Source organism: Actinoplanes italicus, from assembly GCF_003001815.1.
Classification (GTDB): domain Bacteria; phylum Actinomycetota; class Actinomycetes; order Mycobacteriales; family Micromonosporaceae; genus Actinoplanes; species Actinoplanes italicus.
The window spans coordinates 1-13,628 of the sequence record NZ_PVMZ01000021.1; the positions used below are offsets into that span (position 1 = coordinate 1).

General features: G+C 68.6%; 11 protein-coding genes and 3 tRNA genes. 10 read left to right on the forward strand and 4 right to left on the reverse strand.

Annotated features, from left to right (window positions below; genetic code table 11):
* Nucleotides 1-786 precede the first annotated feature (786 nt).
* The 4 genes from CLV67_RS38220 to CLV67_RS38235 all read right to left on the reverse strand — a co-directional run bounded on the left by CLV67_RS38220 (nucleotide 787) and on the right by CLV67_RS38235 (nucleotide 5,488).
* Nucleotides 787-1,644 carry a Rieske (2Fe-2S) protein gene (locus CLV67_RS38220; protein WP_203737259.1) on the reverse strand — a complete coding sequence of 286 codons (858 nt, stop codon included), beginning with the start codon at nucleotides 1,642-1,644 and terminating at the stop codon, nucleotides 787-789.
* 35 nt (nucleotides 1,645-1,679) lie between these two features.
* Nucleotides 1,680-3,032 carry a dihydrolipoyl dehydrogenase family protein gene (locus tag CLV67_RS38225; protein WP_106327555.1) on the reverse strand — a complete coding sequence of 451 codons (1,353 nt, stop codon included), beginning with the start codon at nucleotides 3,030-3,032 and terminating at the stop codon, nucleotides 1,680-1,682.
* Nucleotides 3,033-3,278: 246 nt separating this feature from the next.
* Nucleotides 3,279-4,601, reverse strand: a complete 1,323-nt coding sequence (locus tag CLV67_RS38230; protein ID WP_106327557.1) for a cryptochrome/photolyase family protein — start codon at nucleotides 4,599-4,601, stop codon at nucleotides 3,279-3,281.
* Complete coding sequence (locus tag CLV67_RS38235; RefSeq protein WP_106327559.1) at nucleotides 4,601-5,488, reverse strand: phytoene/squalene synthase family protein; 888 nt, start codon at nucleotides 5,486-5,488, stop codon at nucleotides 4,601-4,603. The genes CLV67_RS38230 and CLV67_RS38235 overlap by 1 nt, the downstream gene beginning before the upstream one ends.
* 125 nt (nucleotides 5,489-5,613) lie before the next feature.
* On the opposite strand from CLV67_RS38235, the gene CLV67_RS38240 reads away from it, so the two are divergent.
* The 10 genes from CLV67_RS38240 to CLV67_RS38290 all read left to right on the forward strand — a co-directional run bounded on the left by CLV67_RS38240 (nucleotide 5,614) and on the right by CLV67_RS38290 (nucleotide 13,616).
* Nucleotides 5,614-6,648, forward strand: a complete 1,035-nt coding sequence (locus CLV67_RS38240) for a polyprenyl synthetase family protein (protein WP_239166512.1) — start codon at nucleotides 5,614-5,616, stop codon at nucleotides 6,646-6,648.
* A 33-nt stretch (nucleotides 6,649-6,681) separates the two neighbouring features.
* Entirely contained in the window at nucleotides 6,682-8,163 is a 1,482-nt protein-coding gene (crtI, locus tag CLV67_RS38245; protein WP_106327562.1) for a phytoene desaturase family protein, read from the forward strand.
* Nucleotides 8,160-8,819: an isopentenyl-diphosphate Delta-isomerase gene (gene idi / locus CLV67_RS38250; RefSeq protein WP_106327564.1), complete on the forward strand. Its 660-nt coding sequence runs from the start codon at nucleotides 8,160-8,162 to the stop codon at nucleotides 8,817-8,819. The genes crtI and idi overlap by 4 nt, the downstream gene beginning before the upstream one ends.
* Nucleotides 8,809-9,753 (forward strand): MerR family transcriptional regulator, encoded by a 945-nt coding sequence (locus tag CLV67_RS38255; RefSeq protein WP_106327566.1) that lies wholly within the window; start codon nucleotides 8,809-8,811, stop codon nucleotides 9,751-9,753. The genes idi and CLV67_RS38255 overlap by 11 nt, the downstream gene beginning before the upstream one ends.
* A gap of 227 nt (nucleotides 9,754-9,980) precedes the next feature.
* Nucleotides 9,981-10,053: transfer RNA gene (locus CLV67_RS38260), tRNA-Glu, on the forward strand.
* A gap of 57 nt (nucleotides 10,054-10,110) precedes the next feature.
* A tRNA-Asp gene (locus CLV67_RS38265) sits at nucleotides 10,111-10,184 on the forward strand.
* 13 nt (nucleotides 10,185-10,197) lie between these two features.
* Nucleotides 10,198-10,271 (forward strand) — tRNA-Phe (locus CLV67_RS38270).
* Between the two features lie 199 nt (nucleotides 10,272-10,470).
* Nucleotides 10,471-10,989, forward strand: coding sequence for a hypothetical protein (locus CLV67_RS53835; protein ID WP_239166509.1), 519 nt, complete (start codon nucleotides 10,471-10,473; stop codon nucleotides 10,987-10,989).
* 236 nt (nucleotides 10,990-11,225) lie between these two features.
* Nucleotides 11,226-12,467 (forward strand): AlbA family DNA-binding domain-containing protein, encoded by a 1,242-nt coding sequence (locus CLV67_RS38280; RefSeq protein ID WP_170154161.1) that lies wholly within the window; start codon nucleotides 11,226-11,228, stop codon nucleotides 12,465-12,467.
* Nucleotides 12,468-13,154: 687 nt separating this feature from the next.
* The gene (locus tag CLV67_RS38290) at nucleotides 13,155-13,616 is read left to right on the forward strand and encodes a hypothetical protein (RefSeq protein ID WP_106327570.1); all 462 of its coding nucleotides are present in this window, start codon (nucleotides 13,155-13,157) and stop codon (nucleotides 13,614-13,616) included.
* Nucleotides 13,617-13,628: the final 12 nt, after the last annotated feature.

Genomic DNA, 13,628 nt, shown 5'->3' on the forward strand with positions numbered 1-13,628 from the left:
GAATCCTAGACCTGTCCGAAGACAAGCCCGGGTATTGCCATAATTGGCACTGGCTTATCAAGCACCCTGTTGAGTTCTCAAAGAACAACCGCACACCATCTTGCGACCCGCTTCCGCGGCCCGCCCTCCGGGGCACTCGCTCTACATTACTAGGCCTTCGCGGGGTTGTCAACCGGTTTATCCCGGTTGGCCCCGATCTGCCCTAGAAATCTCCTGAACCCAGCACACGGCTAGGCCGTGATCTTGGTTCGGAGGTTTCCGTCAGGACGGCCGGTCCGGATCTCGCTGTTGCTCGTTCCGTCTGCCTCGCCCGTTTCCCTGGCGGCTCCCAAAACATTACCCGCCGGTTCCCGGCGCTCCAAATCGGGGGTCACCCTAAGTCGTTTCCGCAGGTCAATGCCCTTACGGCTCGTCTCGCAACTCATCCGCCAGGGATGAGGTGAGCGGAGAAGGCCGGCCACTCCCGTCAGCCAGCGGGGCGCTGGGCGACGGCGAAACGACGCAGAGGGGATCCGAGGATCAGGCCGAAGACGAAAGCGGGAAGCGGCTCAGAGAGCAGAACCGAGGACGGAGCCAGGAGCAAAGACTGGGAACGGGGCAGAGGACGGCAATCGGGTGTGGACGACGTCGAGGACCCGGCGGACTGGGAACGCCCCGACTGGGACCTGGCCCGGTACGGGATGCCCGAACCAACTGCCGTGCGGGAGGGCGAGCGGCCCCGGCAACAGGGCAGAAGCCCAGGCAGAGGACCCGGCCAACGGCAAGGTAGACGAGGCGGGTGAGGGATCAGGGACGGCGGACCTCAACCCGGCCGTCACGGATTCGCACCGGGAGGACCGGCTGATCGTTTCCGGCCGGCCCATGCACCACAGCACCGTCACTGAGCCGGAACGTACTGCCGTGCCACGGGCACTCGACGCACCCATCGGACACCGAGCCCTCGCTGAGCGGCCCACCCTCGTGCGAGCACCGGTCGATCAGCGCGGTGATCTGGTCGCCCTGCCTGTACAGCAGGACGGCGGTGTCCCCCACGGTCCGCGCGACCGGCTTCCCCTCCGGCAGCGAGGACAGCGGCCCCGCCACAGTCCACTCCTCCGGCACGCGAGCCACCTCGGGCGCCGCATGACTGATTCCGCCGCCCTGGGCGTACGACAGATGTCCTCCCAGGAAGGCCCCAGCCCCCACGACCGATAGACCGGCGAAGGCCAACGCCCTGCCCCGGGCTGGTTTTCCGGTGAGCCGTGCCACGAGTGAGCCCGCGTACAGCCCGGTGGCCACCAGGTTGGTGACGGCGTGCACGAGACCGATCCGGCGCCTGTCCTTGGTCATCTCGGACCAGTCGACCCAACCGGCAGCGGCGGCAGGGATCACCCCGGCCAGCCCGGCGGCGATCAACACGGTGGACCCGCGATCACCCGTCCGTGACGAGGATGGCTGGAGGAGGTCGAGGACCCCGGCGGAGAGAAACGCTCCGACCGGAACCTGGACCAGTACGGGATGCAGGGGATGTCCGAACCAGCTGCCGTGCAGGAGGTCGCGCAGAGGGCGCGGCCGGACCGCGGACGAGACCGCGGCCTGCAGTTTGTCGCTGGCGCCGTCGAGCGCGTCCGCCTGTTCGATCCGGGTGAGAACCTGCCGCAACATGTACTGCCGGTGCCCACCCGGATCCGGGTCAAACCTCAGGCCAGGGATTTCAGGGCGTCACCGATGCCGCGGTGGAATGTCGGGTACGCCCAGATCTGGCTCAGCAGCGTCGAGATGGGCACCTCGGCGTGCACGGCGACCGCGAGTGCCCCGATCATCTCGCCGCCCGCCGGGCCCGCCGTGGTGGCCCCGACCAGGACCCCGCGGCCGGCGTCGGCGACGACCTTGATGAACCCCTCGTTGCCCGGCCCGTGCACGAATCCCCGCGAGGTGGAGCTGAGCGGTACGTATCCGACCTGAACCTGCTCGAACTGCGCGGAGGCCTGTGCCGCGGTCAGACCGACCGCACCGATCTCCGGGTCGAGGAACGTGACCCGGGGCCGGGCGCGGTAGTCGGCCCCGGGCCCGCCCTGGCCGAGGATGTCGCGGACCGCGATGTCGGCCTCGTACATGGCCATGTGGGTGAAGTTGCCGTTGCCGGTGACGTCACCCACCGCCCACACCCGGTCGCCGGCGCGCATCCGGTCGTCGGTGGTGACGAATCGCGCCGACGGGTCGAGGCCGATGTTCTCCAGGCCGAGGTCGCCGAGGCGGGCGGCGCGACCAGTGGCGACGAGCAGTTTCTCGCCGGTGACGCTGCTGCCGTCGGAGAGTTCGACGGTGAAGGCGCCGTCGTGGGTGACCTTTGTGGCGCGGACCCCGGTCCGGACGGTGGCGCCGATCACGGCGGCCGCCACCTCGGAGGACTCGGGCTCCTCCATGGCGAGGATCCGCTCGGAGCCCTCGATGATCGTGACCTCGACGCCGAAGCGGGCGAAGACCTGCCCGAACTCACAGCCGATCGCGCCGCCGCCGAGGATGATCAGGGAGGCCGGCAGGGCGGACGCTTCGACGGCTTCGCGGTTGGTCCAGTACGGCGTACCGGCGAGCCCGTCGATCGGCGGGATGACGGCGACCGTGCCGGTGGCGATGACCAGGCCGCGCGATGCGGCGTACTCCTCGTCGCCGACCCGGACGCTGCCGGGACCGGTGATGGTGGCCCGGCCTCGCACGAACTTCCCGCCCTTGCCGGTGAGCCGGTCGACGGCGACCTTGTCGTTCCAGTCGGCGGTGGCCTCGTCACGGACCCGCCGGGCGACCGGTGCCCAGTCGGGTTCGACGGTGGCGCTGCCGGCCAGGCCGGGGATGCGCCGCGCCTCAGCGAGGGCCGACCCGGCGCGGACCATCATCTTCGTCGGGATGCATCCCCAGTACGGGCATTCACCGCCGACCAGGTTGTGTTCGACTCCCACGACGTCGAGTCCGGCGGCGGCAAGCCGTCCGGCGGCCTCCTCACCGCCCACGCCGAGTCCGATGACCACCACGTCCACGTTCCGCACGTCGCCCATGGATGCCAGCTAACCACTGACGGGTTTCCTCATGTGGGCGGTGAGGCGACCGATTCAGAACCGTCGCGGAAGCGGTAACACCGAGGAAGAGGCGGCCATGAGGGGGCGGTGGCGAGCGTTGGCTGGCGCTCGCCATCCTCATGGCTGCCGCCTCGTGTGGTGAAAGACCCGCCGTGAAGGCTTAGACGAGGTCTTGAAAGACCCGCCGGTAGAAGGTTTGACGGACGCAACCGCCGGCGGGCCCCGCTACCGCAGCCAGACCGCCTCGTCCCGGTGTGATTCGAGCGGGCCGGGATAGTCGAGGCCGCGGAATTCCGATTCGGGGAGACGCCACGGCTGGTGCACGGCCGCGCCTTCGATCCCCTTCAACTCAGGTACGTAACGACGAACGTACACGCCCTCGGGGTCGAACCGGAGCGCCTGCCGGATCGGGTTGAACCGCCGGTAGGGCCTGGTGTCGTTGCCGGTGCCGGCGGTCCACTGCCAATTGCCCGAGTTGTTCGGCACGTCTCCGTCGAGCAGCCAGCGGAAGAACCAGGCGACGCCGAGACGCCAGTCGACGCCGAGGTGTTTGGTGAGGAAGGCCGCGGTGATCAGCCGGGCCCGGTTGTGCATCCAGCCCTCGTCGCGCAGCTGGCGCATGCCGGCGTCGACGATCGGGACTCCGGTGAGCCCGTCCTGCCAGTGCTGGAGCGCGTCGTCGTCGTAGCGCCAGTTCTGGTCGCCGGACGTGCGCAGCGCCTCGGTGGAGAGTTTCGGGTAGGTGCGCGCCACCTGGTAGTAGAAGTCCCGCCAGCAGACCTGACGGACGAAGGCGTCGGCATCACGTGCGCGGGCCGCTTCGGCCACCTCGAGGGGAGAGAGACAACCCCATCGCAGGTACGGGCTGAGCCTGCTCGTGGCATCGCCGGCCATGTCGTCGTGCGCGTCGCCGTACCCACTGAGATCTTTTTTCAGCCAGAGCGAGAGCCGCCGCCGTCCCGGGCTCTCGCCACCCTCGCTGGTGTGGGGTGATTCTCCGGCCGGAAGGGCCGGCAGGTCCCCGGCGGTGAGGCCGTCCGGGAGCGTGAGCCGTTCGGGTGTCGGCGCGATCTTGCGCCAGGTGCTCGCTGACCAGGCGCGATAGTAGGGCGTGAAGACCCGGTAGGCGTCGCCGCCGCCACCGGGCCGGACGGCTCCGGGTTCGACGACGGTGACGCCGGGATGGAGTTCGAGGTCGATCCGATGGTGTTCGCAGTCGGCGGTGAGGCGTCGTTCGCGGCGGCGCGCGTAACCACTCACGTCGGCGGCCAGGTGGATGGTGTCGGCGCCGGTGTCGCGGGCGGCCCGGATCGCCTCGGCTACCGGATCGCCGTGGCGCACGACCAGGTCGCCGCCGCGTTCCCGGAACTGTCCGCGCAGGTCGGCGAGGCTCTGATGGAGGAATCTGGTCCGGTTCGGGGAGATGTCGGCGAGGGTGGGATCGAGGACGTAGAGGGGGACGACCCGATCGGCGGCGCAGGCCGCGGCGAGTGCCGGATTGTCGTGTACGCGCAGGTCCCGGGTGAGCAGGACGACCGCGGTACGCATCAGGCCGCCAGCTGGACCGGGGTGCCGGGCCGGGTGAGGAGGCTGCGGACGGCGACCGCGGCCCGGCGGCGGTTGGGGACGGTGGCGCGCCGGCCGAAGACGTCGTAGTCGATCGCCTCGATCTCGTCGAGGATGCCGCCGTAGAGCTGGAACGCGGTGCGCATGCAGGCCTGTGAGGCGGGTTCGAGCAGCGGGATGCCGGGTGCGGCGAGCGCGTAGTGCTCGCGGGCGCGGGCCACCTCGGCCTTGATCAGTGCCTTGACCGCCGGGGTGGCGACGCCCTGCTGGAGGATGCGCCGCGTCACGCCGAACTCGGCGAGGTGCTCCTCGGGCAGGTAGACCCGGCCGCGTTCGAGGTCCTCGGCGACGTCCCGGACGAAGTTGGTGAGCTGGAAGGCGAATCCCAGCTGGCGGGCCGGTTCGCGAGCGGCGACAGGGTCGGACGATCCGAGGATCGGCAGCATCATGGTGCCGATCACGGCGGCAGAGCCATCCATGTAGTCGAGTAGATCGTCGTATGTGGGGTAGCCCGTCACGGTGAGATCCATCGTCATGCTGCGCAGGAACTTCGCGAAGTCGTCCAGGTCCAGGTCGAACACCGCGATGGTGTGCAGAACCGCCGGCAGCAGGGCATCGTCGGTGGGCTCGCCGCGGAGTCCGGCGAGGAACCGGTCGGACCACTCGGTGAGGATCGCCGCTCGCTCGGCGGAGGGACGGGACTCGGTCCGGTCGACGATTTCGTCCGCATATCGGGTGAATCCATACAGGGCGTGCACATGTCGCCGCTTCCACGCCGGTAGCAACCGGGTCGCCAGGTAGTACGTCCGACCGTGCTCGCGGTGCAGTTCACGGCAGCGTTCGTAGGCCGCTGCCAGATCGGTTTCCATCCCGGTCCTCCCGGACAAAGCTCGACTGAATCAAAATCGACGCACGAATCGACGCAACTTCAAGAAGTTAGGGTACGGTACCGAGCGTGGCCAATCACACCCTCGAGGGAAAACGCCTTGAAGCGATCCCTCGCCAGCCGGTCTCGCACCGGGCGCTGATCGGCGCCGTCGAGGGCACGCTGGCCGATTTCCTAGCCGTCCAGATAGCCGCCCTCGATGCCGTCGATCCCGCCCTCGGAGGTTTCGCCCGCACCGCCCGTGACCTGGTCATGGCCGGTGGCAAGCGGGTCAGGCCGACATTCGCGTTCTGGGGCTGGCGCGGCGTCGTCGGTTCCGCCGAACCGGTCGAGGCCGTTTTACCCGCTCTCGGCGCTCTTGAACTCATGCACACGTTCGCGCTGGTCCACGACGACCTGATGGACCGCTCCGCCACCCGGCGCGGGCGGCCCACCGCCCACCGGCTGTTCGCCGCCCAGCACGGCGATCGGTTCGGCGACTCGGCCGCGATCCTGGTCGGCGACCTGTGCCTGGTCTGGGCCGACCAGCTGCTCGCCCGGACCGCGCTGCCGCCCGCCACCCTCCTCGATGTACGCACCCGCTACGACCGGATGCGGGTCGAGGCGGTCGCCGGGCAGTACCTCGACGTGCTCGGCGAGACCGAGCCGGCGGCCTGGTCGGTGGAGCGGGCGCTGCTGGTCGCGCGGCACAAGACGGCCAGCTACACGGTGCAGTGGCCGCTCGGGTTCGGGCTGGCCCTGGCATCGTCCGGCGGCGACCCCGCGCTCGAGGAGGCGTACCGGATCTACGGCCTCGCCGTCGGTGAGGCCTTCCAGCTGCGGGACGATCTGCTCGGCGTGTACGGCGATCCGGCGGTCACCGGCAAGCCCGCTGGCGACGACCTGCGGACCGGCAAGCCCACCACACTGCTCATGCTTGCCCGCCGGCTGGCCACCACCGCGCAGCTCGACGAGCTCACGGTGGCCGGCATCACCCGGCAGGCGGAGATCATCGCGGCCACCGGCGCCCCCGCCCAGGTCGAGGAGATGATTCGGCTCCGGGTGGAGGAGGGTGTCGCGGCGATCGCCGACGCCCCGATCCGGGCCGAGGCGCGGGCCACTCTTATCGAGCTGGCAACCGCGGTTACGCACCGACCGGCATGATGTTCCTTCCTCCCCTCTTCCTGGAGCCGTGACGTGCGAATAGTGACCGGACCCACCGACCGGGTCGTCATCGTCGGTGCCGGGCTCGGCGGTCTCGCCTGCGCCCTGCACCTGGCCGCGGCCGGCCGGCAGGTCACCGTGGTCGAACGTGAGCCGGTCCCCGGCGGACGGGCCGGGCGGCTGTCCGTCGGCGGATACGAGTTCGACACCGGCCCGACCGTGCTGACCATGCCCGACCTGATCGCCGAGCCCCTCCAGGCCGTCGGCGAGAACCTGAGCGACTGGCTGGAACTGAGCCCGCTCGACCCGGCCTACCGGGCGTACTACCCGGACGGGTCCACCCTCGATGTGCGTACCGACACCACCCGGATGGCGGCCGAGATCGCCCGGGTCTGCGGTCCCCGCGAGGCCGACGGCTACCTGCGGTTCGTCGACTTCACGCGGCGGCTCTGGCAGCTCGAACGCGACCACTTCATCGACCGGAACCTGGACACCCCGGTCGACCTGATGAACCTCAACCTGCTGAAACTGCTCGGCATGGGCGCGTTCCGGCGGCTCCAGCCCAAGATCGACCAGTATTTCCGCGATCCCCGTACCCAACGGATCTTCTCTTTCCAAGCGATGTACGCAGGGCTGGCGCCGCACGACGCGCTGGCCATCTACGCCGTCATCGCCTACCTCGACTCGGTCGCCGGCGTGTACTTCCCCAAGGGCGGCATGCACGCGGTGCCGAAGGCCCTGGCCGGCGCCGCCGAGAAACACGGCGTCACGTTCCGTTACGACACCACGGTGGAGCGGGTCACCACCGCGAACGGCCGCGCCACCGGCGTGATCACCGCGGGCGGCGAACACATCCCGGCCGACGTCGTGGTGCTCAACCCCGACCTGCCGGTCGCCTACCGCGATCTCCTCCCGGCTCGCCGCCTTCGGCGACTTCGCTACTCACCGTCCTGCGTGGTCCTGCACATCGGCTCCAGCCAGGCCTACTCCAAGATCGCTCACCACAACATCCATTTCGGTACGGCGTGGAAGGGCACTTTCGACGAGATCATCAACAAGGGGCTCCTGATGAGCGATCCGTCCCTGCTGGTGACCAACCCCACGCACACCGACCCGACGGCGGCACCCGACGGCCGGCAGACCTACTACGTCCTCGCCCCCACGCCGAACCTCGAGACCAGCCCGATCGACTGGCGCCGCGGCATGGACCGGCGCTACGCCGACGAGCTGCTGCGCGTCCTCGAAGGCAGGGGTTACGTCGGCTTCCGCGACGGTGTCGAGGTGCAACGGATCATCACGCCCGCCGACTGGGCCGACGACGGCATGGCCGCCGGCACACCCTTCGCGGCCGCGCACTCGTTCACGCAGACCGGACCGTTCCGGCCGTCCAATCTGCACCCCACACTGCCGAACGTCGTCTTCACCGGCTCCGGCACGCAGCCCGGCGTCGGCGTACCGATGGTTCTCATCTCCGGCAAGCTCGCCGCCACTCGTATCACCGGAGCCCGCGCATGACCGCCCACCCGACCTCGCCCATTCCCGCCCCCTCGCCCGGCTCGCCTCACTCCCCGAGCTCCCGGGAATCCGACCTGGTGGAGCTCGTCGACGACCGCGGGGAGTTCAGCGGGACGGCGACGGTGCTCGACGCCCACGAGGCGCCCGGGATGTTGCACCGCGCCTTCTCGGTGTTCCTGCGGGACTCGGCCGGCCGGGTGCTGCTCCAGCAACGGGCTGCGGTGAAGACACGGTTCCCGCTGCGCTGGGGCAACACCTGCTGCGGGCACCCGTCTCCCGGCGAGCCGGTAACCGTCTCGGCCGGACGCCGCCTCACCGAGGAACTCGGCATCGAGGGAGTGCCCCTGCACGAGGTCGGTGTCTACGTGTACTTCGCCGAGGACCCGGTCACCGGTCGCGTCGAACGCGAGTATGACCACGTCCTGCTCGGCGACCTGCCCGACGGGACCGAGCCACGACCGGATCCCGAGGAGGTGGCCGAACTACGGTGGGTGACGGTCACCGAGTTACTCACCGATCTGGGGGCCGCGCCTACGACGTACGCCCCCTGGCTCGAAGGGGTGACCCGGCGCCTCGCCGCCCACCTCGACCGGCGACCCCCCGCCACAAGGACCCCTCCCGCACAGCCGGCAGCGGAGCGGTCGGGTGGCAAATGACGGCCTGAGCGCCGGAGCGGCCGCACGTCGCCTCGGCGTCGCGGTGACCACTCTGCGTACCTGGCACCAGAGGTACGGCCTCGGTCCCAGCCGGCACGAGCCGGGACACCATCGGCGGTACACCGTCGAGGACATGGTCCGACTGCAGGTGATGCAGCGGCTCACCGCGCAGGGGGTGGCCCCGGCCCAGGCGGCCGCCTGGGCGCGTCAGTCACCCACGGTAACGGATGCCGAGGCACCCACAGTGCCGCCCTCGCCGCCTGGCTCGCATGCCCTCTTCGGTGACGCGCCGGCGGGTGGCGGGCAGACCATCGCGCTCGGCCCCCGCGCCGATCCGGCCGCCCGGGGACTCGCGCGTGCCGCCATGCGTCTGGACGCGCCCGCGATGCGTTACATCCTCGAATCGGCGGTCACTCACCGTGGTGTGCTGTCCGCCTGGACCAAGGTGGTCATGCCGGTGCTGATCGGCATCGGCGAGCGGTACGAGGCCACCGATCGGTTCGTCGAGGTCGAGCACCTGCTCTCCCGGTCGGTCACGGAGGCGCTCAGCACCGTGCCCCGGCCACCCCGGGACATCACCCCGCGGGCGTTGCTGGCCGCCGCCGACGAGGAGCAGCACACGCTGCCGCTGGAGGCGCTGGCGGCCGCGCTGGCCGAGAACGGGACGCCGAGCCGCCTGCTGGGCGCCCGTGTCCCGCCCCGCGCCCTGCTGGACGCCGTGGAACGTACCGGCCCGGCCGTGGTGGTCCTCTGGTCGCAGCTCCCGTCCACGGGCGACGTGACCCAGCTCGTACGCCTGCTCGACCTGCCGCACCCGCCCGTGGTGGTGGCAGCCGCCGGCCCCGGCTGGCCGACGGACGCGCTACCCCCCTCGGTAACCCTCCTCAACGGCCTGGCCGACGCCGTCCGGGTCGTATCGGCCGCCTGCGCCTGACGCTCTTCCCGGCGGCTCACTGGTGGCTCGCCAGCGTTGTCACTGGCATCGCCGCGGAAGTTTTCGCTGGTCAGGACGGTGTTCGCAAGAAAGGGGGATACCGGTTTGAAGATCAGGACAGGCATCGCATATGCTTTGCATGCCTCAAGCGGGGGGCGCGGTTGGGGCCACAACCACCAAGCGTTGCCGATCGCGCAGCCAGCGCGGTGTGCAATGATAGTGGAGTTGCCCTCATCGTCTAGTGGCCTAGGACGCCGCCCTTTCAAGGCGGTAGCACGGGTTCGAATCCCGTTGGGGGTACTGGTAAGTTAGTGGCAGCAAGCCACTGGCGAGCCAAGCAAGACGGTTACAAAGCAAGGTCCTGTGGAGCAGTTGGAGTGCTCGCCGCCCTGTCAAGGCGGAGGTCGCGGGTTCAAGTCCCGTCAGGACCGCAAGTTAGTTCACGGCCAGGTAGCTCAGTTGGTACGAGCGTCCGACTGAAAATCGGAAGGTCGGCGGTTCGACCCCGCCCCTGGCCACCGAGCCTCTCGCCAGGCTTTGAGCGTCGTCCACCTGCGGAAACGCACGGTGGACGTTCTGCTATCCGGACCCTTTCGGCGCCCCTCAGCTCTTCGAAGTTGACCTCTGGTGCCCCCGGATTTCCCATGATCGCTGTTCCAAGTTGCACGTTCGCTGCACGCTTGGATCAAGCTTCTGCCGTCGGATCACGAGTCCCCAATGGGTGACACCGACCACGGCCCTCGCCGCCCTTCGCGTTTCGGAGCGCTCCAGATTTCGGTGACCACCCGTGCCGAGGGCAAGCCGCGAAGCGGTGCGGCAGCGATCGCCGGAAGCCACGACGGCGCCCAGCCCACGAAAGCGATCGTCACGGCCTGGCGCCGCGCCTACCCTGGCTTCCGACTGCGAACCGGGGAGGTCTCGACGATGGCTATACCGCGCAAGGGCAGCCGCCTGATAACCGTCGACGGCATGGTCTACCGCTGGGCGGTCAGAGCCAAGCCGACGTACTGCCAGGGACTCAACTGGGGCCGGCTGACCTTCGCTGTCGAGCACGCCGATACTCCAGGGCAGGTTCTCTCCGTCGAGACCCGATCACCACGGCTGGACAACTGGCTCAACCTGCCGGGCAGGCCGGTAACGCCCCTGACGGTCGAACAGAGTGTCCGGATTGCCCTCGCCGCGGGCTGGGAGCCGGATCGAAGTGATGGCGTCTTCAGGCTTGCACCGGAGGACTAAGCCTCTCGACAGGCCACGGGGCCGGCGCGCCGGCCGATGCCGGGCGAAGCCCGCCAGCAGGCCGAGGGCGACCGGCCAGCGCCGCGCTTGCGCGGCGCCTTGATTCAGAAAAGACCAATTCAGCAGTACTCCACCAAGGGACAGACGGAGACAGCGAATCCGGCACCCAGCCCGGTGCGTCAGCAACCGCAGCGAATGTTTGTTGTCAGGGTGCCAGAGAAGGTAGAAGTCACCAGGTGACCTTTACTGCACTCCACCGCTACCTCGGCGACGCACCCGGACCGCTGACCGACGACATGGTCGATCGCGCTGTTGCCCAAGGTCTGCGTGAGACTGATGATCTGGACTGGAAGTCCGAACTCCCCGCTCCAGGCGACCTAGCCAGGTCCGACTTCCCCAAGGACGTCGCAGCCATGGCCAACAGCGGCGGCGGCACACTGGTCTTTGGCATCACCGAGAGCCAGAAGGCGGCGACTGGCCGGACGGACACCGGCAAACTAAGCGAGCGCCACGAGAGCGCGTTGCGCAGCGTTGCCGTAACAGCTATCAGCCCGCCCGTATTCGGGCTCGATGTCGTCCAGCTCGGTGAGCCGGGCAACCAGTGCGTCGTCGTGGTGGTCCCGCAGAGTATGGACGGTCCGCACCTCATCTACCGGGGTGAGTACTTCGGTGCTCCGCTCCGCAACGACGCTGACACGGTCTGGATGAAGGAGCGTCAGGTCGAGGCGATGTACCGGGCACGCTTCGACGAGCGCCGTCGATCCGCTGAGGTGCTCGACAAGCTCTATGCCCAGGCCGCTGCGATGCGGTCCGCAGACAGTCCGGCCTGGATCGTGGCCGTGGCACACCCTCGGTTGCCGGGCACCGGCACCAAGCGGCCGACAAACACGGCTGCCCGCATGGCTTTCGATCAAGCGGGCAAGAACGCCCTGGTCTACGTCGGACGGGGCAGCAGACACCCACTTGAAAACACTGATATGAACAATCCTCGCCCAGGCCTGCGCCGCTGGACATCCCGCCCAATGGTTGACGGCGACAGCCGTCGCTGGCAGGAGGCATGGGTCAGCATTCACGACGACGGTTCGGTGAGCCTCGCAGCCGCGGCCGGCGGTCACCGGCGGTCACGCACTGAGTACCACGACGATCACGTCGTCGAGTCGCGAGCCGTTGAGGTTGCCATCGCCGACTTCATGGGCCTGATCCGCGAGTCCAGCGACCGGCTGACACTGGGTGAGTACGAGGTCAAGATCGGTTTCGAGTGGGACAAGAAGGACCGACTGGAGATCTGGGCCACGGGCGGAATGTCCGGCTCAGAAAGTCGGGGCACCATCCCGCTCGCACAGTTCACGCCGATCGAAGTCACCCTGCGAGCCGATGCGGACGCTGCCGACTTCTACCAGCAGGTACACGACCTAGCACTTGACTGCGTCAACCAGGCAGGCATCGGGCACGTCCAGACAATCTCCCCGCCCAGCTGACGGCCAGCTCAAGCCCGGCAGGAGCAAGCCGCTTCACAGCAGAATCGGCTCATAGTTCACCAGGCGCCCCCAAAGGCCACGTCTACGCGCGGCACGCACCGTCGACGGCATAACAAGACGCCGGTTCTCAGCCGTCGACCGCCAGCCGTGACGACGGCGCCAGCCGAGCGCGGATAGCGGCATGTGAGTGGAGGCGAACTGGTCGAAGACCAGAATGCTTCAACGCAGAACCGGTAGAAGCCGATCACCCCTGACAGCTGCCGGGACACCGTCGTCGGCTGGTACAGCCGGACGTCCCGCCGTCAACGAACGTAGCACTCGATATCTGTTTGTGCTGCTTGCAGTGGGTTCAGCGTCTGCGGGCGCAGGAAGACTCTGAGGTCGGAGTCGGTGTGTATCCGGGACTGGCCCCGGTACCGGCCGAGGTACGCGGCCGCCGCAACCGCCAGGAGACGCGAGCCAGAAGCGATGAGCTGCGGCAACAGATCGAGGCCGGGGAACTGTTTCCGAACCGCCGGTGCCCTCGGAGACGACCCTCCAGCAGCAATACGGCATCGCGCGAGACACGGCACGGCACGCGCTCCGGCTCCTCCGGGAGGCGGGGCTGATCGTCAGCGTCGGGGCAGGGGAGCTACGTCCGCAAGCGCTGACGCTCCATAATGGTCCGGTCACTCGACCGGAAGGAGCGTGGGAGCGATCCTAACCTTTGTTCTAGGCGCGCTGCTCTCGATCCCGCTGTCTGTCGTTGCCAACCTTCTGACGCCGAAGTGGCAGGCGTACTGGTCTAAGCGCAGCGAGCGCATCCGAGATTCCAACTCTCGGAAACACCGCCTATTCCAGCAGCAGATGAGCCGGTGGGCCGACCACCCGGCCGAACTGACCATGTACGTGCTGCGGTTGGTGAGCCTGATGATTCCCCTGCTCGGGATCATCGTGATGGAGGGGGTCGCAGTCGGCGTCACCATGTCATCGCCCGATCTCGTAAAGGAGACCGATTCGACAGAACGCCGCGTCCTCGCCACTGTCGCTGTCGTGCTCAGCCTGCTTCTGCTGTTGTGGATGGGTCAGATCATGCGCCGGATTTGGATGGTCACGAGCTACGTGCAGATGATCAGGTGGACGCCCGACCCGGAGGCCGACGCCGCATGATGGGCCGGTCAA